The sequence below is a fragment of the Methylobacterium hispanicum genome (assembly GCF_022179285.1).
Classification (GTDB): domain Bacteria; phylum Pseudomonadota; class Alphaproteobacteria; order Rhizobiales; family Beijerinckiaceae; genus Methylobacterium; species Methylobacterium hispanicum.
On sequence record NZ_BPQO01000007.1, the window covers coordinates 123255 to 145026 of the forward strand.

24 protein-coding genes are annotated in these 21772 nt (G+C 69.2%); 12 read left to right on the top strand and 12 right to left on the bottom strand.

The window, feature by feature from the left end; genetic code table 11:
• The first annotated feature begins 505 nt into the window (after window positions 1–505).
• On the top strand, window positions 506–1312 hold the full coding sequence (locus MFF56_RS10225; RefSeq protein WP_308445267.1) for a TVP38/TMEM64 family protein: 807 nt from the start codon (window positions 506–508) through the stop codon (window positions 1310–1312).
• A complete protein-coding gene (locus MFF56_RS10230; RefSeq protein ID WP_066921737.1) occupies window positions 1309–2868 on the top strand; it encodes a phospholipase D-like domain-containing protein in 1560 nt (519 codons plus the stop codon). Before MFF56_RS10225 ends, MFF56_RS10230 begins: the two co-directional genes overlap by 4 nt.
• Before the next feature lie 7 nt (window positions 2869–2875).
• Here the strand turns inward: MFF56_RS10230 and MFF56_RS10235 are convergent, their stop codons facing one another.
• Entirely contained in the window at window positions 2876–3655 is a 780-nt protein-coding gene (locus MFF56_RS10235; protein WP_066921735.1) for an endonuclease/exonuclease/phosphatase family protein, read from the bottom strand.
• 79 nt (window positions 3656–3734) lie between these two features.
• Entirely contained in the window at window positions 3735–3950 is a 216-nt protein-coding gene (locus tag MFF56_RS10240; protein ID WP_066921733.1) for a hypothetical protein, read from the bottom strand.
• 184 nt (window positions 3951–4134) lie between these two features.
• Here MFF56_RS10240 and MFF56_RS10245 point away from each other — a divergent pair, with 184 nt between their 5' ends.
• The gene (locus MFF56_RS10245; RefSeq protein ID WP_238229981.1) at window positions 4135–5262 is read left to right on the top strand and encodes a helix-turn-helix transcriptional regulator; all 1128 of its coding nucleotides are present in this window, start codon (window positions 4135–4137) and stop codon (window positions 5260–5262) included.
• 7 nt (window positions 5263–5269) lie between these two features.
• Here the strand turns inward: MFF56_RS10245 and MFF56_RS10250 are convergent, their stop codons facing one another.
• Window positions 5270–7069 (bottom strand): adenine deaminase C-terminal domain-containing protein, encoded by a 1800-nt coding sequence (locus MFF56_RS10250; RefSeq protein ID WP_066926169.1) that lies wholly within the window; start codon window positions 7067–7069, stop codon window positions 5270–5272.
• Window positions 7070–7523: 454 nt separating this feature from the next.
• Between MFF56_RS10250 and MFF56_RS32285 the strand changes: the two genes are divergently transcribed.
• The gene (locus MFF56_RS32285) at window positions 7524–8093 is read left to right on the top strand and encodes an AAA family ATPase (protein WP_373324048.1); all 570 of its coding nucleotides are present in this window, start codon (window positions 7524–7526) and stop codon (window positions 8091–8093) included.
• A gap of 15 nt (window positions 8094–8108) precedes the next feature.
• Here MFF56_RS32285 and MFF56_RS10255 read toward each other — a convergent pair whose 3' ends face one another.
• Together MFF56_RS10255 and MFF56_RS10260 are read right to left on the bottom strand one after the other, a co-directional pair.
• Complete coding sequence (locus tag MFF56_RS10255) at window positions 8109–9605, bottom strand: hypothetical protein (protein ID WP_156453951.1); 1497 nt, start codon at window positions 9603–9605, stop codon at window positions 8109–8111.
• Window positions 9605–10417 (bottom strand): hypothetical protein, encoded by an 813-nt coding sequence (locus MFF56_RS10260; RefSeq protein WP_348626810.1) that lies wholly within the window; start codon window positions 10415–10417, stop codon window positions 9605–9607. The genes MFF56_RS10255 and MFF56_RS10260 overlap by 1 nt, the downstream gene beginning before the upstream one ends.
• 244 nt (window positions 10418–10661) lie before the next feature.
• Between MFF56_RS10260 and MFF56_RS10265 the strand changes: the two genes are divergently transcribed.
• Entirely contained in the window at window positions 10662–11006 is a 345-nt protein-coding gene (locus tag MFF56_RS10265) for a nucleotide pyrophosphohydrolase (RefSeq protein WP_082773288.1), read from the top strand.
• A gap of 143 nt (window positions 11007–11149) precedes the next feature.
• The gene (locus MFF56_RS10270; protein ID WP_238229982.1) at window positions 11150–11836 is read left to right on the top strand and encodes a L,D-transpeptidase; all 687 of its coding nucleotides are present in this window, start codon (window positions 11150–11152) and stop codon (window positions 11834–11836) included.
• On the opposite strand, the gene MFF56_RS10275 is transcribed toward MFF56_RS10270, so the two are convergent.
• A complete protein-coding gene (locus tag MFF56_RS10275; protein WP_066925086.1) occupies window positions 11830–12066 on the bottom strand; it encodes a hypothetical protein in 237 nt (78 codons plus the stop codon). The genes MFF56_RS10270 and MFF56_RS10275 overlap by 7 nt on opposite strands.
• Before the next feature lie 172 nt (window positions 12067–12238).
• Here MFF56_RS10275 and MFF56_RS10280 point away from each other — a divergent pair, with 172 nt between their 5' ends.
• Together MFF56_RS10280 and MFF56_RS10285 are read left to right on the top strand one after the other, a co-directional pair.
• Window positions 12239–12601, top strand: a complete 363-nt coding sequence (locus MFF56_RS10280) for a hypothetical protein (protein WP_066925097.1) — start codon at window positions 12239–12241, stop codon at window positions 12599–12601.
• A 78-nt stretch (window positions 12602–12679) separates the two neighbouring features.
• Entirely contained in the window at window positions 12680–12991 is a 312-nt protein-coding gene (locus MFF56_RS10285; protein WP_066925094.1) for a cupin domain-containing protein, read from the top strand.
• 46 nt (window positions 12992–13037) lie between these two features.
• Here MFF56_RS10285 and MFF56_RS10290 read toward each other — a convergent pair whose 3' ends face one another.
• Window positions 13038–13562: a L,D-transpeptidase gene (locus MFF56_RS10290; RefSeq protein ID WP_066925084.1), complete on the bottom strand. Its 525-nt coding sequence runs from the start codon at window positions 13560–13562 to the stop codon at window positions 13038–13040.
• 161 nt (window positions 13563–13723) lie between these two features.
• Entirely contained in the window at window positions 13724–14359 is a 636-nt protein-coding gene (gene bluB / locus MFF56_RS10295) for a 5,6-dimethylbenzimidazole synthase (RefSeq protein WP_066925092.1), read from the bottom strand.
• Window positions 14360–14749: 390 nt separating this feature from the next.
• On the opposite strand from bluB, the gene MFF56_RS10300 reads away from it, so the two are divergent.
• Entirely contained in the window at window positions 14750–15109 is a 360-nt protein-coding gene (locus MFF56_RS10300; protein ID WP_066925082.1) for a DUF2794 domain-containing protein, read from the top strand.
• 168 nt (window positions 15110–15277) lie between these two features.
• On the opposite strand, the gene MFF56_RS10305 is transcribed toward MFF56_RS10300, so the two are convergent.
• Both MFF56_RS10305 and MFF56_RS10310 read right to left on the bottom strand, forming a co-directional pair.
• Window positions 15278–15721, bottom strand: coding sequence for a DMT family transporter (locus MFF56_RS10305; protein WP_066925080.1), 444 nt, complete (start codon window positions 15719–15721; stop codon window positions 15278–15280).
• 151 nt (window positions 15722–15872) lie between these two features.
• Window positions 15873–16640, bottom strand: a complete 768-nt coding sequence (locus MFF56_RS10310) for a Bax inhibitor-1/YccA family protein (RefSeq protein WP_066925078.1) — start codon at window positions 16638–16640, stop codon at window positions 15873–15875.
• A gap of 327 nt (window positions 16641–16967) precedes the next feature.
• Here MFF56_RS10310 and MFF56_RS10315 point away from each other — a divergent pair, with 327 nt between their 5' ends.
• On the top strand, window positions 16968–17309 hold the full coding sequence (locus MFF56_RS10315; RefSeq protein WP_066925076.1) for a BrnT family toxin: 342 nt from the start codon (window positions 16968–16970) through the stop codon (window positions 17307–17309).
• On the top strand, window positions 17302–17550 hold the full coding sequence (locus MFF56_RS10320) for a BrnA antitoxin family protein (protein ID WP_238229983.1): 249 nt from the start codon (window positions 17302–17304) through the stop codon (window positions 17548–17550). The genes MFF56_RS10315 and MFF56_RS10320 overlap by 8 nt, the downstream gene beginning before the upstream one ends.
• A 31-nt stretch (window positions 17551–17581) precedes the next feature.
• Here the strand turns inward: MFF56_RS10320 and MFF56_RS10325 are convergent, their stop codons facing one another.
• Together MFF56_RS10325 and MFF56_RS10330 are read right to left on the bottom strand one after the other, a co-directional pair.
• Window positions 17582–20146: an ABC transporter permease gene (locus tag MFF56_RS10325; RefSeq protein ID WP_066925072.1), complete on the bottom strand. Its 2565-nt coding sequence runs from the start codon at window positions 20144–20146 to the stop codon at window positions 17582–17584.
• Window positions 20146–20820: an ABC transporter ATP-binding protein gene (locus MFF56_RS10330; protein ID WP_066925090.1), complete on the bottom strand. Its 675-nt coding sequence runs from the start codon at window positions 20818–20820 to the stop codon at window positions 20146–20148. Before MFF56_RS10330 ends, MFF56_RS10325 begins: the two co-directional genes overlap by 1 nt.
• 333 nt (window positions 20821–21153) lie before the next feature.
• On the opposite strand from MFF56_RS10330, the gene MFF56_RS10335 reads away from it, so the two are divergent.
• Entirely contained in the window at window positions 21154–21759 is a 606-nt protein-coding gene (locus MFF56_RS10335; protein WP_066925088.1) for an arylesterase, read from the top strand.
• Window positions 21760–21772: the final 13 nt, after the last annotated feature.

The window sequence follows — 21772 nt, forward strand, 5'->3', positions numbered from 1 at the left end:
CGTATGAGGGATCCATAGAGCGTAGGTGGCCCCCACGCTCTCCCTCCCCCCTCTGCGGGAGAGGGTACCCTGCGCAGCAGGGGGGGCCGGGACGGAGTCCCGCAAGAGGGGAACCCGGCTTCAGCGGAAGATGTGGCCTTCGGACAGGACAGAACACCATCCTGCACCGTCGCTCCCCTCTCCGCGGGGCTTCGTCCCGACCGACCCGGCCTGACGGCCGGCCCACCCTCCCCCACCGAGGGGAGAGGGAGAGCGCGCGGGCTGTCGCCCGAGATTTTCGCCCTCGATGGCCCCCGCATCCGCGTCACAGCCGCCTCTCGCCCCTCTGCCGAGCGCCCCGATCCGGCGATTCATAGCCTGTGCTATATCGTCCGCAAGCCGTGGCCGGCGCACCCATCCAGCCCGCGCCGAAGCGTGGCAGAAATGCCCCGCTCGGATGACGGAGACGTGACGCCGGCTCAAGCGTTGCCGCAGGCATGGAAACATGCCGCCCGATCACCGTTCTGTGAGGGCGGCGTCCGGCGGGCTGCCGGAATACGAGAGAGGCGGTTCGACGGTGCGCTCGGGGGCTCTGCGCGACGGGTTGGTGGTGGTCGGCGCCGTGGCGGCGACGGTCGCGCTCTGGCGGCTGCTGCCGGTCGATGCGTGGCTGCGCGATTTCGGTGCCTGGAGCGCCGGTCTCGGCGTCTGGGGGCCGGTGGCGTTCGCCGGCATCTTCCTCGCGGCCACGCTCTTGGTGATCCCCTGCACGCCGCTGACCATCGCGGGCGCGGTGGCCTTCGGCTGGTGGGCGATGCCGATCGTGCTCGGGGCCGCCACCGCGGGCTCGCTGCTGGCCTTCCTGGCCGCCCGCTCCGTGCTGCAGGGGCCGGTGGGGCGCATCATCGACCGGCGCCCGGCCTGGCGGGCCACCGCCGAGGCGGTCGGCGACGGGGATTGGCGCCTGCTCCTGCTGATGCGGCTGAGCCCCTTCGTGCCCTTCAACGTGCAGAACTACGCGCTCGGCATCACCGACGTCGGCGTCGGCGCCTTCCTGTTCTCGACGGTGCTCGGCATGCTGCCGGGCACGATCCTGTGCATCTATCTCGGGGTGATCGGGCGCGCGGCGGGCAGCGAGGATCCGGTCCACTGGATCTCGCTGGGCCTCGGCCTCGTCGCCACGCTCGGGCTCGTCTGGCTGACGCGGCGGCGGGTGCGGGCGAGGCTGCGCGCCCGCGGCGCCGGCCCGGCCCGGCCGGCGGCCCGGGCGCGGGGCGGCATCGGGCCGGGCATCGGGCCGGGACGGGAACGGGAGCAGGGCGCGGGATCATGACCATCGCGGTGAAACCCGGGGACCTGCCGGTCCCGCTCGCCGCACCCTCCGGCGTGCTGCGGCCCGGCGAGACTTGTTGGCGGCGGGAGCGCGCGCCCCGCGCCGCCCTGCTGCACGACGGCGCGGCCTACTTCGCGGCGGCGCGCCACGCGCTCGTCGCGGCCCGGCGCTCGATCCTGCTGATCGGCTGGAGCTTCGACCCGCGCACCTGCCTGCGGCCGGAGAGCGCCGACCCCTCCGGCGACGAGGCGCTGGGCGACCTGCTGCGCCGGCTGAAGCTGCAGCGGCCGGAACTCGCGATCCGCCTGCTGATCTGGAACATGCCCTGGCCGATCTCGGCCAACAGCGACATGAAGCCCCCGGCGATCCGCGAGCGCCTCGGCCCCGGCATCGACTACCGCATCGACGGCACGCTGCCTTTCGGCGCCTGCCAGCACCAGAAGATCCTGGTGGTGGACGACCGGATCGCCTTCTGCGGCGGCAGCGACTTCGAGGCCAACCGCTGGGACACGCCCGCCCACCGCGACCGCGACGCCCGCCGCCGCCTGCCCTCGGGGGAGGCCTACCCGCCGCGCCACGACGTGATGCTGGCGGTGGACGGCGAGGCCGCCCGCGCGCTCGCCGCGCTCGCCCGCGAGCGCTGGCGAGCGGCGAGCGGCGAGGTGCTGGCCGCCGAGCCGGGACCCGGGGCGGGCGCGCCCGAGGGTCCGTTCGAGGATCGCTTCGAGGGTCCCTTCGAGGACCCTTGGCCCGAGACCCTCGCCGCCGACTTCGCCGACGTGCCGGTGGCGCTCGCCCGCACGGTGCCGGCGCTCGGCCGGGCGCCCGCGATCCGGGAGAACGAGGCCCTGTTCCTCAGCGCGATCGCGGGGGCGCGGCGCAGCATCTACCTGGAGAACCAGTACTTCACCGCGCCGCTGGTGGCCGAGGCGCTCGGCCGGCGGCTCGAGGAGCCGGACGGGCCCGAGATCGTCGTGGTGGTGGCCGAGCGCAGCCCGAACGGCTTCGACCGGCTCACCATGGACAGCGCCCGGCGCGGGCTGATCAAGCGGTTGAAGGCGCGGGACCGCTTCGACCGCTTCCGCATCCTGGCGCCCCACACCGCGTCCGGGCAGCCGATCCTGATCCACTCCAAGGTCTCGGTTTTCGACGATACCCTGCTGCGGGTCGGCTCGACCAACCTCAACAACCGCTCCTTCGGCTACGACACCGAGTGCGACCTCGCGCTGGCCGCGGGCGACGGGCCGGAGGACGCGGGCCTGCGCGCCGCCATCGCCCGGGTGCGCGAGCGGCTGCTCGCCCACCACGCGGGCTGCGAGGCGCGCGCCTTCGCGGCGCGGGTGGCCGAGCGGGGCAGCCTGCGGGCGGCGCTCGACGACCCCGCCCTGGTGCCGCCGCGCCGGCTCTGCCCGGTCGTCCCCTCACACCGGGGCCTCGTCGCCCGCCTCGTCGAGGCGCTGAACCTCGGCGACCCCTACGGCCCGGGCGATGCGTGGCGGCCCTGGCGCCGGCCGGGGCTGCTGCGGGCGGCGGTCCGGACGAAGCTCGGCGGGTGAGGCGGCCTCAGCCCGCCGCCTCCGCCCGACGGGCCGGCTCCCCGACGGCCGGGTCCAGCGCGATCTCGACGAGCAGCGGCCGGTGGTCGGAGGCGACCCGGGCGAGGCCGCCGCCCACGGGGCCCATCCGCCCCACGCGGATGCCGGACGAGACAAAGGCGTGGTCGATGCGCAGGAGCGGCAGACGCGTCGGGAAGGTCGCGCCGGAGCGGGCGCGCCCGGTCGGGCTGAGCCGGCGCGCGTCGGCGAGGCGGCCGGCCAGCCGCCGGTAGCTGCGCGACCAGGGCGTGGCGTTGAGGTCGCCGAGCAGCACCGCGGGCTCGCGACAGGCCGGGTTGCCGAGCCAGTCGGGCCCGAGCAGGGCCTCCACCTGCGCCAGCCGCTCGCCGCCCGTCAGCCCCAGATGCGTGTTGAGCACCTGCAGCCGCCGCCCGCCCAGCGCGACCTCGACCCAGAGCGCCCCCCGCGGCTCCAGCCCGAGCCGGCGCGGATGGCCCGGGAGCGCCCCCGCCCGCACGAGCCGCGCGGGATGGGGGGTGAGGATCGCGTCGCCGTAGCGCTCCCCCTCCGCGTGGAGGGCGGGGTGGAAATGGTAATCCATGCGCAGTGCGCGGGCGATCACCGCCGCCTGGTCGTGGCCGCCGGTGCGCGCGCGCCCGACATCGACCTCCTGCAGCGCCACCACGTCGGGCGCGAGGTCGGCGATCACCGCGGCGATGCGCTCGGGCGCGACCCGGCCGTCGAGGCCCAGCGCGTGCCGGATGTTGTAGCTCAGGAGACGGATCAAGGGCGCGCTCGCGTCAGGAGCCGGCGGCCCCGCGGCCCCTCAAGATAGGGCGGCGCGCCCCGCGCCGCCTCACGCCGCCTCACGCCGCCGCGGCGATTGAGACCGCGTCCGGGAGGTCGGCGTCCGGCGCCGGGGCGACGGCGACGGCCAGCAGCAGGAGCAGCGCCGCCGCGACCGCGACGGCCGCCAGCACCGCCGTGACGACGGCGGCGTGGCGGCGCGCGGCGTGGATCAGGGCAAAGCCGAGGGCGAAGGCGCAGACCTGCGCGAGCGACGCGGCGAGGCTCGGGCCCATCGCGCGATCTCCCTCCCGGTCCCGCCGGGCGGGACCGCATGGATCCGGCCCGCGATGACGTCCACAAAAGACCGCTCTTTCATGACCCGTTTGGGGTATGCCGCCGCGCCCGCATCGTGAGTGAATGGTCCGGCACGTCCGCACGCGCGAGGGGGCCCCGGGCGGACGGGGAAGGTGCGACCCGATGGAGAGCCACGACGCGGTCTCGGCGTTGGTCGACAGTTTCTACGAGGCCGCCCTGCGCCCCGAGCTGTGGCGCCAGACACTTGAGACCTGCGCGCGGGTCTTCGGCTCCGAGGGCGCCCTCATGCTGCCGGGGCCCGACGCGCCGCTCGAACTCGCCTGCAACCCCTTCCTCGACGCGGCGATCGCCGACGGGCTCGCCCAGGGCTGGCTCGCCCACAACCCGCGGGTGCTGCGCGGCATCCCGGCGATGCGCGACCCCGGCCGGGTGCTCACCGAGCAGCACATCTTCTCGCCGCGCGAGCTCGACCGGCTGCCCTTCAACGCCGAGTACGTGAGCGCGCACGGCCTGCGCCACTTCGCGGGGCTCTACCTCGTGCCGGCGGGCGGGCGCAGCCTGATCCTGTCGCTGGAGCGCGCGCCGCGCAGCGGGGCCTTCACGCAGGCCGAGTGCGAGGCGCTGGAGCGGGTGGTGCCGCACCTGCAGCGGGCGGGGCGGCTCGCGCTGCGGATCGCGCAGGCGCGGGCGGGCTCGGCCTTGGAGGCCTTCGACCTCATGCGCTGCGCGGGCCTGCTCCTCGACGGGGCGGGCGCGGTGGTGCGGATGAACGGGCGCGCCGCCGCCCTGATGGGCTCGGGCCTCAACGTGCTGCAGGGGGCGCTGATCGCCCAGCACGGGCCGAGCAACGCCGCGCTCGGGCGGCTGATCGGCAGCGTGGTCGGCACCCGCCGGGGGAGCCTGGGGCCGGTCTGCCGCCCGGTGGCGGTGCCCCGGCCGGGCGGGCCGGGCGGGCAGCCCGCGGCCCCGCTCATCGTGCACGCCGCGCCCCTGCCGGGGGCGGCGGGCGACCTGTTCCAGCAGGCGCGGGCGGTGCTGCTGATCGTCGATCCGGCCGAGGCGCACCCGCCCGGCGAGGGGCTGCTGCGCGAGCTCTACGGGCTGACCGCCGCGGAGGCGCGCCTCGCCCGGATGCTTGCCGACGGGCGCGACCTCGGCGAGGCCGCCGACGCGCTCGGCGTGGCGGTGAGCACGGCGCGCACGCAGCTCAAGGCCGTCTTCGCCAAGACCGGCACGGGCCGCCAGGCCCAGCTCGCGGTGCTGCTCGCCGGGCTCGGGCGCGGGCCGTGAGGCGGCCTCACGCCGGCTCGAACAGCGGCAGCGGCCGCATCTCCGGCACCCGCACGAGGCCGCGGTCGGTGATGCGGATCTGCGGGATCACCGCGAGCGGGATCAGGTTGAAGCCCATATAGGGGATGGCGCAGCCGGCCTGCGTCCAGGCCGCCTTCAGCGCCCGCACGGATTCGGCCACCGCGCCGACGCGCCGGTCCGAGATCAGCCCGGCCACCGGCAGCGCCACGCGCGCCACGACGGCGCCGTCCGCCACCACGCAGACGCCCCCCTGCACGGCGGCGACCGCCTCCACGGCGGCCCGCATGTCGGCCTCCGAGAGCCCCGCCACCACGATGTTGTGCGCGTCGTGCCCGACGCTGGAGGCCACCGCGCCGCGCCGCAGGCCGAAGGCGCTGAGGAGCCCGTGCGCCACGTTGCCGTTGCGGCCGTGCCGCTCGATCACCGCGACGTGGCAGAGGTCGTGCGCGCCGAGCGTCTGCGCCCAGTCGGCGCCCGGCACCAGCGGCAGGCGGGCATGGGCGAGTTCGATGCCCGGCAGCACCGTGCGGATGGCGTTGACGGTGCAGGGCCCGGCGGGCAGCGGCGGCACCAAAGCGGGCAGCGGCTCGGGCAGGCGCACGGTGCGGTAGGCGGGCTCCGGGTAGCGGTAGGGCCGCGCCAGGGCCGCCTCCAGCCGGGGCGTCGGCGCGCGGCCCTCCACCACCAATTCGCCGCCATACCACGTGGCCTGGGGCACGAGGTCGTCGTCGAGGAGCACGAGGTCGGCCCGGCGCCCGCCCCCTAGGCCCCCGATCTCGCCGTCGAGGCCGAAGCGGGTCGCCGGGTGGAGCGAGCCCATCGCCCAGGCGGCGGGCTTCGGGATGCCGAGCCGCACGGCCTCGCGCACCACCCAGTCGAGCCCGTAGGCCAGGAGGTCGTCGGCGTCGCGGTCGTCGGTGCAGGCGCAGACCCGCTTCCACGCGGCGCCGTACTCGGTCACCGTGCCGATCGCCTTCGGCAGCGAGTGCCAGGGGGTGGTCGGCGGACCGCCCCGCAAGAGAATCCAGAGGCCGGCTTCCAGCAGGTCGTCGGCGATCTCGGCATCGACCGCCTCGTGCGTGTCGGTGACGCCGCTGGCCGCATAGGGCGCCACGAAGTCCCGCCCGTAGATGTGGCCCGAGACCGGGCGCCCGCGCTCCAGCGCCGCCGCCAGGATGGCGTGGGCGCGCGGATCGCCCTCCGCCACCGCGACGAAATCCATCTTCTCGCCGAGCCCGATCGCCTCCGGCCACGCGTCGAACAGGGCCGCGATCTTCTCCGGCGTCAGGTCGCCGCCCGCGGTCTCGATCTCCGGGCTCGTCGCCGGCACGGTGCTGGGCACCGAGAGGTAGATGCTGAGGGGCGCCTGCCGCGCGTCCTCCAGCATCCAGGCGACGCCGTCGCGATCCAGCACGTTGCCGATCTCGTGGCTGTCGCAGACGATCGTGGTGGTGCCGTTGACGAGCGCGGCCTCCGCGTAGGCGCAGGCCGTGACCATGCTGCTCTCGATGTGCAGGTGCGGATCGACCAGCCCCGGCGCCAGGATCAGGCCCCGGGCGTCGTAGGTGTTCGGGCCTTTGTACGTTCCGGCGGGCTTCAGGGCGGCGATGCGCCCGCCCGCGATCCAGATCTCGCGGTCGGGCAGGATGCGCTCCGAGTAGGTCGAGAGCGCCCGCGCGTTGGTGATCACCAGATCGGGCTCGGTGCGGCCGGCGGCGACGTCGGCGAGGCGCCGCGTCATCCGGGCGAGCGGTTCGACGGAGCAGCGGTTCAGCGGAGCTGTCATCGGGGCCCTTCACCGGTTTGGGGGAGACGGGCATGGAGCGTGCCATGCGGGCGGGCGGTTTGCGAGCTTGGAGGCTGATACCAACTTCGCAGCAGAGCCAGATCGCATCGAATGGACCCTGGGCAGCGCAAACTGGGTGCTGCAAAGGTGCCAGATTTGCTGCGACTTTTTCAGCAAAACTACTTGAGAACACATCAAAACTACCTCCCTCAATATCCAGCAAAAAATCGGAGTGTTTCAGCCGCGCGCTTCAAGAGTGTGTTGTAGAGAAAATTTAGAAAAAGCAGATGCTGGATATTGCAGGGGTTCAAGCCCTTGTCGGTTGGCCATCCGTCGCGTACCTATATGATATCTCAGTAGCTGACGCCTGAGCCCAAGGTTTTTGCCGCTAGATTAATATCTAAGAATTAGGATGCGAGCGTAAGCAATAAATAATAGGATTATGGAAGCGCTTATGGAAAATATTAAATCGAACGGCAGTCTGTTTGTAGCAGTCACAGGAGCGCAAGGCGTCGGTAAATCTACGTTTGCACAGAAAATATATGAGCAGACGGAAAGGCTTCCGTCAACGACAGCGTGCCTACTTAATGGCTTAGGGCAGAGCATCAGGGCTTTTGGCATACCAGTTGGAAGTGCGGCCTCGGCCGACTCTATAGCCTCAGTATATGCAGCGCATATAGAGCGCGAGCGAAAAGTAAAAGCCGATATTGTGGTGCTAGATCGATGTGCAATTGACGCTTTAGCATACGTTAGATGTCTCTCTAAAACTTCCAAAAGCCTGTCAAACCTTTATGAACAAGTTAGCGCTTCGATGTTTCGCAACATAAGTTTGGTTGTTAGGCTTGAAAAATCTGGAATTTTTGAGCAGAGGAAGGCAGACCATGAGAGTGACGAATTAAGAGATTGCGTTGATACTCAGATACTGTCTATCACGAAGGAGTATGGACTTAATACGATAAGCCTGAACGCCGCAGTCGACGGGGCGATTGAGCAAGTTATGTGCTCAATCGCAAAAGTACGCTAGATTTAAAACTAGATCCTAGGTGAGTAGGCCGCCTACAAGATCCATAATTTTATCGATACCCTCGATGGCAGTTCCAGTAATCGACGCAGCATCTGCGATGCGTTTGACAGTGCTGATTAAGCCTTGTTTGTTATCATCGGAAGGTTCTTCTGCGACTAGCTTTACTTTTTGAGCTAGTTCTTGTTTGGCGGCATCTGATATTTTTGACGAGTTCAAAAACGATACAATCTCGCTCAAGATTTCTTTGTCGGTTGACCTATTCGCTTGCAAGTTTTGAACGGCACCATTGGCGCTACCTATCATGTCACCAGTAACGAAATTTTGGGCAGACACGCCACCGCTGATATTTATGTTTGTCGTGGTATTATTCACTATGATTCCTCCATCCGTTCTATGATCAAACCCGAGCCCAAATTGCAGCAATCCCTCACGCTGCATTTTGTCCATTAATGCGATTCGCTTGAGATGAGGGTAGATCTTGGTAGTTTCGCCTGCGGCTAACAACTTGCGCCGTAGACTGCTGTCGGCAGATTCGCGTACGAAGCTGCGTTCGACGAGTTCGGCAAACTCAGCATTGTCATTTGCTCGTTTTGCCATTGCTATAAGCAATAAATCTCTAATATTTTCTTCGCTTTCACGATAATACCAATCAAGAATAGCCTCGTTATAGAGGGTTCCGGTCAGATCATTAAGTCCATGTGCTAAACCTTCTTTTGCTGAAGCCGAGCCTTCCCAAGTCAGCTCTGTAAGCATATCTGGTCTTAGCTGAGCGCTATCCTGGGATTTCAGCAATAAGCGGTATAGCCATTTTCTGACATTTTCCGGCCTGTCTTTTATCTCATCTATGCGGACTTTGGCATCTAAAAAATTGTAATCCGGCCGCTCATGAAGCGCCCAAATCGAATATTCGGATATTTCATCCGAAGTATGTTTATTAAGTTCTCCTAAGAATACATTGTTCTCGTGACGATCACTAAAAAGATTGGCAGAGGCTTTTTTATATCCGATGAGGAATATCGCCCATTTGAGAGTAAGTTCGTCGTCTGAAAGGGAGATAATGGGCGGGTCTGGATATCGACGAACCCAGCTCTCTCGTGCATAAAGACGTGCGGCTAGAAGAAGGGGCGTGCTACTGGTGAGTCCCGATCTTGCGACAATACCATTAAGATCTTGATCTGGAGAGCTGCCGAGCAGTGCTGCTGTTCCCCAAGTCTGCGCTTCCTGATCGTGCTCAACCCTCAGGCGGTCTACGATTCTTGATGCATCATCTGGATTTCCAATTAAACCCAATGCCTTCAAAGACCAGCGGCGAAGAATAATTTCTTTGCTATTTAGATGGCTATGGATAGCCTGCCGGTGATCCGACGAATTCGCAAGACGCCTGCCAGCTTCATAATGTACGCAAATGGTTTGAAGCGCGAACTTAATACCGCGCACAGAATTATCTAGGCGTAGTGAATAACGAAGGAGATCTGCCTCTTCGTCGCCAATTAATTTGGATAGCTTGCGCATCAAGATGCTTCGCAAACGCGGATCATGTCGCGGACATAGTCTTGTTCGAACAAGAACGCAGATGCATCATCAAAGTCATCTAATGTGTTTGCGGGGTTGGCTGCATCGATCCAGCGCAGTTCGTTGACCGAAAGGGCCGCTTTAACCGGAGAGAAAATTTCGGGACAACGATATGTCATCACGACGTGGAGCGCAGGGCGTCGCCTGTTGCCCGACCCTGTTATTATCCCAACAAATGGATGAAGTCTATTATTATAACGCGCATCTCTGGCGTGATGGTGTGGCAAGCCAATGCTATAAGTTAGTTCCTCCACTCCGCTCGCTAGTATGCCGAAGAGGCTATCGAATAATAAATCTCTATTGTCGGCCGTAACTTCGCTCCCAAAGCCAATGCTGCGGGCTCCATATAGTGGATCGCTTAAGGGGAAAAACGAGCCGCGACGGAAAGACAGAACTTCGTCACCTTGATGTACTATAACGAAACTTCGAACGGGTAAAAGATTGTTGTCGCCCTGGACGCGACTGTAATTTTCATATGAATACCGCCCTTCTTGAAGGGCATCTATTATTCGGCTAATCGGAACTGTGACTCCATCGCGCCGGACGTCGCTGAAGATCGCGGCCCTAAACGCCAGGATTCGCTCTTTCGCCAAGTCCTTCTGACGAGGTCGCGCAGTATAAATATTCTTAAAAACGGGTGGAATTTCCGCATCATAAAGGAACTTGCGCAGAAAGAATTTTCCCGGCCCGTTTCTGTAAAAAAGACTGTTTTCCTTGTTTCTAGATATATCAACGCTCAGGCGAGCGTGCAAAGTCCTGTCCTGCCGTGGGCCGCGTAAATGCCATGGAAAAAGCTCATTAAGGTACGCAGCTTCGATTATAGCTCGCGCCTTCAGAGGCTGTCGCACAGCCACTAGAACCTTTTCGGCTAAGGTCAGGTATGCGTCCGCCACTTGCTCAACGCGCCTCCCCGCCCGCGCTTGGTGGGCTACTTCCCTGAGTTATGATATCAGGTGCAAGAAATCGTAACCAGGGAGCCTTGCGAAAGGGTTGTTGATGAAGGCGAGAATAGACGATCTATTAACCTTGTTGCGCGAGTTTCGCGACGCGAGGGATTGGGGAAAATTCCATGATACGAAAAATCTTGCGCTTTCAATCAGTATAGAAGCTGCTGAGCTTTTGGAGATTTTCCAATGGAGTAAGGACAATGTTGATATAGATGGCGATATGAAGGACAAAATCGCCGATGAGGCTGCCGATGTTTTTTTGTATACTTTGATGTTGTTCGACTCATTAGGGCTTGATCCCGCTGCAGAAGCTTACAAGAAGATAAAAATCAACGAGGACCGGTTTCCAATCCCTCTTTCGTATGGCAAGCCAAAGCCTGACAAGGAATTATGACTATGTCCAAGGCTGGCTCAGCCAGGCCTGTGGTCTCCGATGCAGTGCACTACGTGGTCTGCAGCAACTCGATTTTGAGCGCTCGGTGCTGCATCGTGTAAGCTGGGTGGCAACCGTCCCGCTTCGCCCTCCCCGAGGCCCCCATGCGCCGCCCCGCTCTCCTCTGCGCCCTCCCCCTCTGCCTCGCCCTCGCCCCGGCGCGGGCGGACGTGCTGATCCGGATCGACAAGGACACGCAGACCATGGCGGTCAGCGTGAACGGGCAGCCGCGCTTCTCCTGGCCGGTCTCGACGGGCAAGGCCGGGTACGACACGCCGAACGGCAGCTACCGGCCGCAGCGCATGGCCCGCACCCATTTCTCGCGGGAATGGGACGACGCGCCGATGCCCCACTCCATCTTCTTCACCGGCTCCGGCCACGCCATCCACGGCTCCTCGCACCTTTCGGCGCTCGGGCGCCCGGCCTCGCACGGCTGCGTCCGCCTCGCGCCGGGCAAGGCCGCCGCCCTGTTCCGGCTGGTGAAGCAGGAGGGGCCGGGCAACACCCGCATCGTGGTCCAGGGCGAGGCCGCCCCGCGCGTCGCGAGCCGCGGCGGGGTCCGCACCGCCCGGGGCCGCAACCCCTACGAATCGGACGGGGTGATGTCGGCCGGGATGCAGATGGGCCGCGGCGCCGACGCGCCCGCCCCCCTGCGCCGCGCCCCGCGGGGCTACGCGGCGCCCGGCCCCTACGGGTACGGGCAGGGAGACGGCTACGGCTACGGCTACGGCCGGTCGTACGGCTACGCGCCGGCCTATGGCGGGGCGGTCTACCTCTCCGACGGCTACTGAGCCCCGTCGGCGGGCACGGCCGTGAGCTCGGCCTGGAAGCCCGCCAGATAGGCGGTCAGCCGGGCGGCGAGCGCGGCGTCGGCGCACTGCACCCAGAGCGGCGCCGGCAGGGCCGCCCGGTCGAGCCCGACCAGCAGCCGCTCGGCCATGAGGGCGGCCTCCCGCTCGCGCGAGGCCGCCAGGAGCCGGGTGCCGGCCGGCGTTCCGACCAGGATCGCGATGCGCGCCATGCCGGGATAACGGTCGGGGCGGCCCCGGCGTTGCGCAAGACGCGCACGGGCCGCGTGCGGCAAGCTGAACCGTTCCTGTCCGCCGCCTTCAGGCCTCCTGCATCCGGGCCGGTGCAGTCTGCGGGTGTGGGCGGCCGATCCGGCCGCGCCCCGCACGGACCCGGACCAGGCCATGACGAGACTCCCCGCGCTCGCGGCCGCCGCCCTCATCGGCGTCGGCGCCCTCACCTCCACGGCGGCCGAGGCCAGGGGCCGCGGCGGCGCGCTCGCCGCCGGCCTGATCGGCGGCCTCGCGGCCGGCGCCCTCATCGGGGCCGCCGCCTCCGCCCACGCCGAGCCGGCCTACGGGTACGGCTACGCGCCGCCCCCGCCGCCGCGCGCCTACGGCTACGCCCCGGCCTACGATGCCCGCCCGCGCGTGGTCTACGAGGAGCCGGTCTACGAGACCCGCCGGGTCATCGCCTACGAGCGCGTGCCCGTCGGCTACGCCCCGGTCCGGCGCCGTTGGGACGGTCCCTACGGCGAGCGCTGGTAGGCCGCGGCCGAACCGTTGGCCGGCCGACGGGAACGGCCGGCCCTTCGCCCCGTTCTGGTGGACGCGAAGGAGAGCAACATGACGACAGGCAAGATCGCGAGCGCCCAGGCGCCCGCGGGCGAGGACGGCGAGATCGGCCTCGCCCGGGGCGAGCGCCTCGCCATGCGGATGTGGCGCGACGAGCCGCCGAACGCCGACAAGCCGACCTCGGTCTCGGCCCACGAGACCGTCGGCTACGTGCTCAAGGGCCGGGCCGAGCTGGTGCTCGCGGGCGAGACCGTGCGGCTCGAGCCCGGCGATTCCTGGCTGGTGCCGGCCGGCATCGAGCACACCTACCGCATCCTCGAGACCTTCACGGCCATCGAGGCCACCGCCCCGCCGGCCGCGTAGAGGCCCGCGCTCGCCGCAGGTCGGCCGACCTGCGGCGACGGCGCGCTCATCGCACCATCGTCACGGTCGCGCCGACCTCGACCCGCTGGTAGAGATCGACCACGTCCTGGTTGTACATGCGGATGCAGCCGTAGGACGCGAAGGTGCCGATCGAGCTCGGCCGGTTGGTGCCGTGGATCGCGTACTGCCCGCCCGACAGCGTCAGCGCCGCCGCGCCCATCGGGTTGCCGGGCGAGCCCCCCGCGATCAGGTTCGGCAGGCGCGGGTTGTCGCGCTTCACCTCCGCGGGCGGCGACCAGGCGGGCCGCACGTACTTCCCGTCGATGGCGGTCGTGCCGAACCACTGCTTGCCGGGCCGGCCCACCGCCACGGGGTAGCGGATCGCCGTGCCGTCGCCGTTGACGAGATAGAGCCGGCGCTCGGACGCGCTCACCACCACCGAGCCGGGCGCCGCCGCGTACGGGAAGGCCACCATCTCGCGGGCCTCCGCGCGCCCCGTTCCCTGAGCTGCCCCAAGAGCCGCCAGCCCGATGCCGGCGAGCCCCGCCCAAACCCTCGATCGACCCGCCATCGTCCTTCTCCGCCAAGCGTGACCGTGATGCCCGCCGAGTAAGTCGCGGGTTCGCTTTCGCGTTCCGGAAAAAGCTTGGTTGACGAGGGGTTTGTGGGGGTCCATCGCGCGGATGGGTAAAAGGCGCGGCGATCCGTTCGCTCAAGGGCGCGGCGTCGCCTTCAGCGCTCGGTAAGGTCGAGCGGCCCGCGCGCCTGCCAGCCGTGGCGGGCGAGTTCCGGGTCGGCGTGCTCCTCCACCGGCCAGCCGAGGCAGAGATAGGCCACGAGGTGCCAGGATGCCGGCACGTCGAGGAGCGCGGTGACCGCCTCCGGCTCTAGGATCGAGACCCAGCCGACGCCGAGCCCCCGGGCGCGGGCCGCGAGCCAGAGCGTCTGCACCGCGCCGACGACCGAGTAGCGCAGCATCTCCGGCATGGTCGCCCGGCCGAGCCCGTGGCCGGCTTCCGTGTCCGCGTCGCAGAACACCGCCAGATGCACGGGCGCCTCGCGCAGGCCCGCGAGCTTCAGGGCCCGGTACCGCGCGGCCCGCTCGGGAGCGTAGCCCAGCGCCGCGTCGCTGTTGCAGCGCGCGAAGCTCGCCGCGACCCCCGCCCGGCGCCCCGGGTCGGCGACGCGCACGAAGCGCCAGGGCTGGCTGTTGCCGACGGAGGGGCTCAGATGCGCCTCGTCCAGGCAGGCGCGCAGGGTCGCCTCCGGCACCGGGTCGGTGCGGAAGCGGCGCACGTCGCGCCGCCACGCGAACAGGTCGCGCAGGGATCGGCGGAAGGCCTCGTCGAAGGTGGGCGGCGCGCTCATCGTCCGGCCGCTCATAGCCGCATCCGCGCCCGGGGCGCAGCCAGAAAAAAGGCCGCCCGGGGTGGGGCGGCCTGGAGTCCTTGGGTCTCGAAACCTCTGGAGTGCCGGGGCCGTGGGAGCCGGACGGCGGCCGAGGGCTGGGGAGCTCGGGTTTCGGACGCCGGCCGGGCACGGGCCCGACGAGATTTCAGGGCCTGTTGTGCTGCCGCAACAAGGCCCGGAAAAGGCGCGATCTGGGCGAAATCGTGGTGCTTCGCGTCTTCCGCGTTGCCCGATCGACACAGGCGATCGGCCCGCGGTCCCGGATGGCCCCCTTGCGGCCGGCACGGGCGCCGCCCATCATTCCCGCTCACGAGCCGATTCAGGGAACGGGCGCGGGACGGAGGGGGAATGAGCGAGCGGACGGTCGACGACGTGACGATGCGGGTGATCCCTTTCCCGAACGCGCCGAGCCCCCCGCAGATCGCCTTCCACCGCGACGAGCTGCGCACGATCTTCAACCTCTACGGCCGCCGCGTCGCCGAGGGCGAGTGGCGCGACTACGCCCTCGATTTCCGGCGCGACAAGGCGGTGTTCTCGATCTACCGCCGCGCCTCCGAGATGCCGCTCTACCGCATCGAGAAGGACCCGAAGCTCGCCCGCCGCCAGGGCGCCTACGCGGTGATCGCGGCGAGCGGCCTCGTGCTGAAGCGCGGCCACGACCTCGCCCGGGTCATCGCCGTGCTGGAGAAGCCGCTCCGGGCCGTCTGAACGGTTCGGGGATCCCCAAGGGTGTCACACCCTTGGGCGGGGTCCCGGGGTGGAACCCCGGGTTGGAACCGTCGCCCCGGCGAAGCCGGGGTGACGGTTCCAAATGCAGGGCTCTGCCCTGCACCCGCGAAAGGTCTCGACCTTTCGAAACCAGGACCCTGGCGCGTCTCAGAATATCGCGACTAGCCCCACGCCCGCGATCATCAGCACGGCGCCCAGGACGCGCCACAGGCTCGCCGAGTGCTGCGGGAAGCCGATCAGGCCGTAATGGTCGAGCGCGATCGAGGCGCAGACGCCGACCGTCACGATGATGCCGAGGAAGCTCGCCGCGCCGATCGCCGGCGAGGCGTAGAGCTGGGCCAGGATCAGCAGGACGCTCAGCACGCCGCCGGCCCAGGCCCACCAGGGCACGGCGGCCGCCTGCTCGGCGCTGGGCCAGACGAGCTTGCCCGTCGCGAGGCCGCCGGCCAGCAGGACCGCCGTGCTGACCAGGAGCGTCACCAGGGCGGCCGTGACCGGCACGCCGAGGGATTTCGCGAGCGTCGCGTTCTGCCCCGGCTGGATCGCGTTGGCGAGGCCGGCGAGGGCCGTGAGAGCATAGAGGAACCACATGACGGGCCAACCACCGCGCCAGGATCGGTTTCCGCACGGAGCCGGCCCTGCGTCGGTTCATCGCTGGCGCGCCGGAGAGCCCGATGGTCGGCCCAAAAAAAAGCCCCGGCTCGCGCCGGGGCTCTTCCGATCCGTTCCGGATCCGTCGGGCTCAGCGGCGGTCGCCGAGGAGCGAGAGCAGGAACTGGAACATGTTGATGAAGTCGAGGTACAGCGTCAGGGCGCCGTTCACCGACATCTTGGCCGCGCCCTCGGCATCGACGCCGCTGTAGAGGAACATCTCCTTCAGCTTCTGCGTGTCGTAGGCGGTGAGGCCCGCGAAGATCAGCACGCCGAGCACCGAGATCGCGAACTGCAGCGCGCTGGACGCCAGGAAGATGTTGACCAGCGAGGCGATGATCAGACCGATCAGGCCCATGATCAGGAACGAGCCCATCCCCGAGAGGCTGCGCTTCGTGGTGTAGCCGTAGAGGCTCAGGCCGCCGAAGGTCGCCGCGGTGATGAAGAACACCCGCACCACGCTCGCGCCCGTGAAGACGAGGAGCAGCGTCGACATCGACGCGCCCATCACGGCCGCGAAGGCGAAGAACATCGTCCGGGCGGACGAGGCCGACATCCGGTCCATCCGCATCGAGAAGACGAAGATGAACACGAGGGGGGCGAACATCAGCACCCACTTGAGGGGGGTGTTGTAGAGGGTCTGGCCGAAGGGCGTCAGCGCGAGCCGGCCCGTCTCGGTCGTCGCGGTCGCGGCCATGTTGAGGCCGAGCGCCACGAGGCCCGAGATCCCGAGGCCGACGACCATGTTGTTGTAGACGCCGAGCATGAAGCTGCGCAGGCCCTGGTCGACGTCGACCTGCGTGCCGGCGTATCCCGGCGCCTGGGCGCCGTACCGGAAGGGGCTGTTGTCGAATGCCATGGGAGTTCCCTTGAGGATGCTCTCTCAGCGTGGTGTTCGGACGAGGCCCACGCGGGGACCTCTGGCGCCGGAGAGCGCCTCGCCACCGAATATGTTGCGTCGCGAGGCGGCACACAAGGCCTCCGCCGAGCTTGCAGGGCCTGTTTTCGAGCCCGGAATCCTTTAATTTTGTTCATGAAATTCGGGATTAAACCGCGCCCGGCGGTCGTTCTCCGGCATTCGATTCCGGGCTTCCGGCCGGTCTGGAAGCGTGCTCATCCTGGCCGTCCGCAGCGCTGGCGGGCGCTCCGCCGCACGGAGGAGCCGACGGGGACCGATGCACCGGCCATGGGTGAGAACGAGCGCACGGTCTGGGACGATGCGAAGAGTGCGCTGAACCTGGATCGGCGCGCGATCGATTTCGCCGATCTCGACGAGATCTTCGATGGCCGCTTCGTCGTGGTGGCAGTGGACGCGCGCCGGAATTACGGTGAGCCGCGCTTCAACATGCTGGCGGAGCACCACGGCGTCGTCCTGAACGTGACATTCACGCCGCGAGGACCGAAATATCGCATCATCTCCGCCCGCATCGCGAATCGGAAGGAGCGAGGGATCTACCATGCCAAGCGGCAAACCAGCGGCTGCGCGGACCGGCCGCACGGATTGGGCGGCCCTGCGATCGATGCCTGAGGACGAGATCGAGCGCGCCGCGGCGCAGGACGAGGACAATCCGACGACGGACGAGGGCCATTGGGCCCGCGCCGCGGTCGGCCTTCCCGCGCACGACGAGGCGCCGACAAAGGCCACGATCCAGGCCAGCTTCGATCGGGACGTGGTGGAGTTCTTCAAGCGGGGCGGCCGCGGTTACCAAGCCCGGATGAACGCTGTTCTGCGCCGCTACATGGAGGCGGAGAAGGAGCGGACGCCGTAACGTCAGCTCCTTCTCGCACGCGGCACCCCGCTCACAATCCCCGCAGGTAGGGCGCGGGCTTCTGCCCCAGGATGCGCCACGTGCCGGCAAGCCCGAGGCCGACCGCCAGGACCACCGCGAGGCCCGCGGCGACGAGCGCCCCCGAGAGGTCGAGCACGAAGTCGAGCCGCATCACCCGCGTGACGATGACCCAGCCCGCGAGCCCGCCCGCGACCATCCCGAACAGGGCGGTGGCGAGCCCGAGCGCCCCGTATTCGAGGCCGTAGGCGGCGAGCAGGCGGGCCCTCCCGGCCCCCAGCACCTTCAGCACCACCGCGTCGTAGAGCCGGGCCCGGTGCCCGGCCGCGACCGCGCCCGCCAGCACGAGGAGGCTCGCCAGCACCGCGACCGCGCTGGCGCCGCGGATGGCGAGCACCAGCTTGCCCACGAGGTCGCCGACCGCGTCGAGGGCGTCCTTCACCCGCACGCTGGTGACGGACGGGAAGGTGTGGGCGGCGTCGCGCAGGATGCGGTTCTCGGCCGCCCCGTCGGTGCCGCCGGGCAGGCTCAGCGTCGCGAGGTCGGCGTGCGGCGCGCCCCGGAAGGTGCCGGGCGAGAACACCATCACGAAGTTGATGCCGAGGTTGCGCCACTCGACCTTGCGCAGGTTCGCGATCCGCGCCGTGATCGGGCGGCCGAGCACGTTGACCGTGACCTCGCTGCCGATCTTCAGGCCGAGCTGCCGCGCCAGTTCCGCCTCGAACGAGACGAGGGGCGTCCGCGCCTCCTCCGCGCTCCACCACCGGCCCGCGGTCAGCACCGAGCCCTCGGGCAGGTCGTCCGCGTAGGTGATGCCGCGGTCGCCGTCGAGCACCCAGGCGGCGTCCTCCGGCGGCCGGATCTTGGCGGCGGGCACGCCGTCGAGGGCGACGATGCGCCCGCGCATCATCGGCACGCGCTCGATCTTTCCGTTCGGCGCGGCCTTGGCCAGGAAGTCGTGGAAGCGGTCGGCATCCGCGGACGGGATGTCGAGGAAGAACAGATTGGGGGCCTTGGCGGGCAGGCTGGCGGAGATCGTCCGGCGCACGTTGGCGTCGATCAGGCTGAGCGTCACGAGGAGCGTCACGCCGAGGCCCAGCGAGAGCACGATGGTCGGCGTCAAGGCGCCCGGCCGGTGCAGGTTGGCCAGCGCCATGCGGGGCGCCGCGCGCCGCGGGCGCGGCAGGCGGCGGGCGAGCGCCATCAGCCCCGTCGCCACGAGGCGCAGCAATCCGAAGGCGAGGCCCGCCGCCGCGATGAAGACCAGCGCCACGCGCCGGTCGAAGGCGGTGGCCACCCCGAGCGCCACCAGGGCGAGGATCGCCGCGGCGAGCATCAGCCGGTAGCGCGGGCGCGGCCTGGCCGCGGACGGATCGACCGTGTCGCGGAACAGCCCCGAGACCGGCACGTCGTGGGCGCGCCCGAGCGGGGTGATCGCGAAGGCGAAGGCGGTGAGCAGCCCGTAGGCGGCCGCGAGCAGCAGTTCGCCGGGCGCCAGCGTCGGGTTGAGCGGCAGGGGAAGCGCCGCGCCGAACAGGGCGTCGATCACGAAGGGCAGGCTCGCGCCGAGCACCAGCCCGGCCGCGGTGCCGAGGCCGGCGATCAGCATCACCTGCACGAGGTAGAGACCGACCACCTGCGAGCCCGGCATGCCGACGCTCTTCAGGGTGGCGATGGAGCCGCGCTTGCGCTCCACGAAGGCGTGCACGGCGTTCGCGACGCCGACGCCCCCGACGATGAGCGCGGTGAGGCCGACGAGCGTGAGGAACTGGGTGAAGCGCTCGATGCTCTTGGCGAAGCGCGGGTCGGCGTTGGAGCGCGCGCGCATCTCCCAGCCGGCCTCCGGCGCGGCCTTGGCGATGCGGGCGGCCGCCGCGTCGAGGTCGGCGTCCGCGGCGCCCGGCACCGCGATGCGGTAGCTCCAGCGGTTGAGGCTGCCGGGCTGGACGAGGCCGGTGGCGCGCAGCGCCTCCTGCGCGATGATCAGGCGCGGGCCGAAGCCGAGGCCGCCCGCGATCTTGTCGGGCTCGCTCGCCACGGTCGCGCGGATCGCGAAGGGGTGGCCGGCCAGCGTGATCCGGTCGCCGACCTTCAGGTCGAGCCGGGTCAGCAGGGCCGAGTCGGCGACGGCGCCGGGCACGCCGTCCCGGGGGCCGAGCAGTTCGGCGAGGTCCGCGTGCGGCTCGGTGACGAGGACGCCCGCCAGCGGATAGGCCGCGTCGATCGCCTTCAGCTCGACGAGCGCCGCGCCCTCGCCCGCCACCGCCATGGCGCGCAGCGTCGCGACGGTGCCGACCCGGCCCTCGCGCGCCAGCACGGCGCGCTCCTCCGGCGTCGCCTCGCGGTTGATCAGGCTGTAGCTGAGATCGCCGCCGAGGATGCGCCTCCCCTCGCGGCCGAGACCGTCCGAGAGCGAGCGCGAGATCGAGGCGACGCCCGCGATCGCCATCACGCCGAGCGCGATGCAGGCGAGGAAGACGCCGAAGCCCGAGAGGCCGCCGCGGAACTCCCGGAGCGCGAGGCGGAGCGTCAGCGGCAGGCGGCGCGCCCGCTCGGGGGGCGTGAAGGTGCCGTGCATCAGGCGCTCGCCGCGGCGGGGGATGGGGCGTCCTCGGCCTCGATCCGGCCGGAGCGCAGGCGGATGGTGCGGTCGCAGAGCCGCGCGAGGCCTGCATCGTGGGTGACGAGGACGAGGGTGGCGCCGCGGTCGCGCTTCAACCGGAACAGCAGCTCCACGATCTGCCGGCCCGTCGCCTCGTCGAGGTTGCCGGTCGGCTCGTCGGCCACCAGGATCGCCGGATCCGGCGCGATCGCGCGGGCGATGGCGACGCGCTGCTGCTCGCCGCCCGAGAGCTGGGCCGGATAATGGTGCAGCCGGTGCCCGAGCCCGACCGCCTCCAGTTCCGCCCGGGCGCGGGCATGGGCCTCCGGCCGGTCGGCGAGTTCGAGGGGGAGCGCCACGTTCTCCAGCGCCGTCATCGTCGGCACGAGGTGGAAGGCCTGGAACACGATGCCGATGCGCCGGCCGCGGAAGCGCGCCAGCGCGTCCTCGTCGAGATGGCCGAGATCGGTGCCGTCGATCCGGATCGTGCCGGCATCCGGCCGCTCCAGCCCGGCCATCACCATGAGCAGCGTCGACTTGCCCGAGCCCGAGGGGCCGACGAGGCCGACCGCCTCGCCGCGGGCGACGTCGAGCGAGATCCCCCTGAGCACGTGGACGCGGGCGGCGCCGCGCCCGAGGCTGAGATCGATGTCGTGGAGGCCGACCGAGGGGCCGACCGCGGGGCCGACCGCGGGGCCGACCGACTGTGTGCCGCTCGTGTCGCGGGTCTTGTCTGTGCTCACCGGGAGGCCGATCTGTGCGCGATGACGGGACGCATGGCGGATGAGGCTCGGGTGTGGCGGCAGCGAAATCGGTGCGCGACGACACCCGGCGGTTGCGGGGGCGATATGGGATCATCCGGGGGCGGACGCCAAGTGCCCGGTCGGCAAGTGCCCGGACGGCAAGTGTCCGGACGGCGGGTGCGCCATGATGGCCCGCTGCGCCGCCTCATCGCCCTCCTCCTCGCCGCGCTGGCCCTGCTGATGCCGGCGGCCCTCCCGGCGGGCGCGGAGCCCGCCCGCACCCTCAAGCTCGTGGCCCTGGGCGACAGCCTGACCGCCGGCTACCGCCTGCCCGCGGACGCCGCCTTCCCGGCGGTGCTGGAGCGGGAGCTGACGAAGCGCGGCCGGGCGGTCGCGGTCGCCAACGCGGGCGTCTCGGGCGACACCGCGACGGGCGGGCTCGACCGGGTCGACTGGTCGGTTCCGGACGGGACCGACGGCGTCATCCTCGAACTCGGCGCCAACGACATGCTGCGCGGCACCGACCCGGCCGTGACGCGGAAGGCGCTGGACAGCATCATCACCCGGCTGAAGGACCGCGGCATCCCGGTCCTGCTCGCGGGGATGCGCGCCTCGGCCAATCTCGGGCCGGACTACGTGGCCCGCTTCGACGCGATCTATCCCGATCTCGCTCAGGCGCACGGGCTGGTGCTCTACCCGTTCTTCCTGGCGGGCGTGGCGGGCGAGCGCGGGCTCAACCTCGACGACGGCCTGCACCCGAACCCGCGGGGCGTGGGGGCGATCGTCACGGGCATCCTGCCCGCGGTCGAGAGCTTCCTCGGCCGGCTGGGCAAGTCCGAGCGCTGAGGGGAGCCGCCCG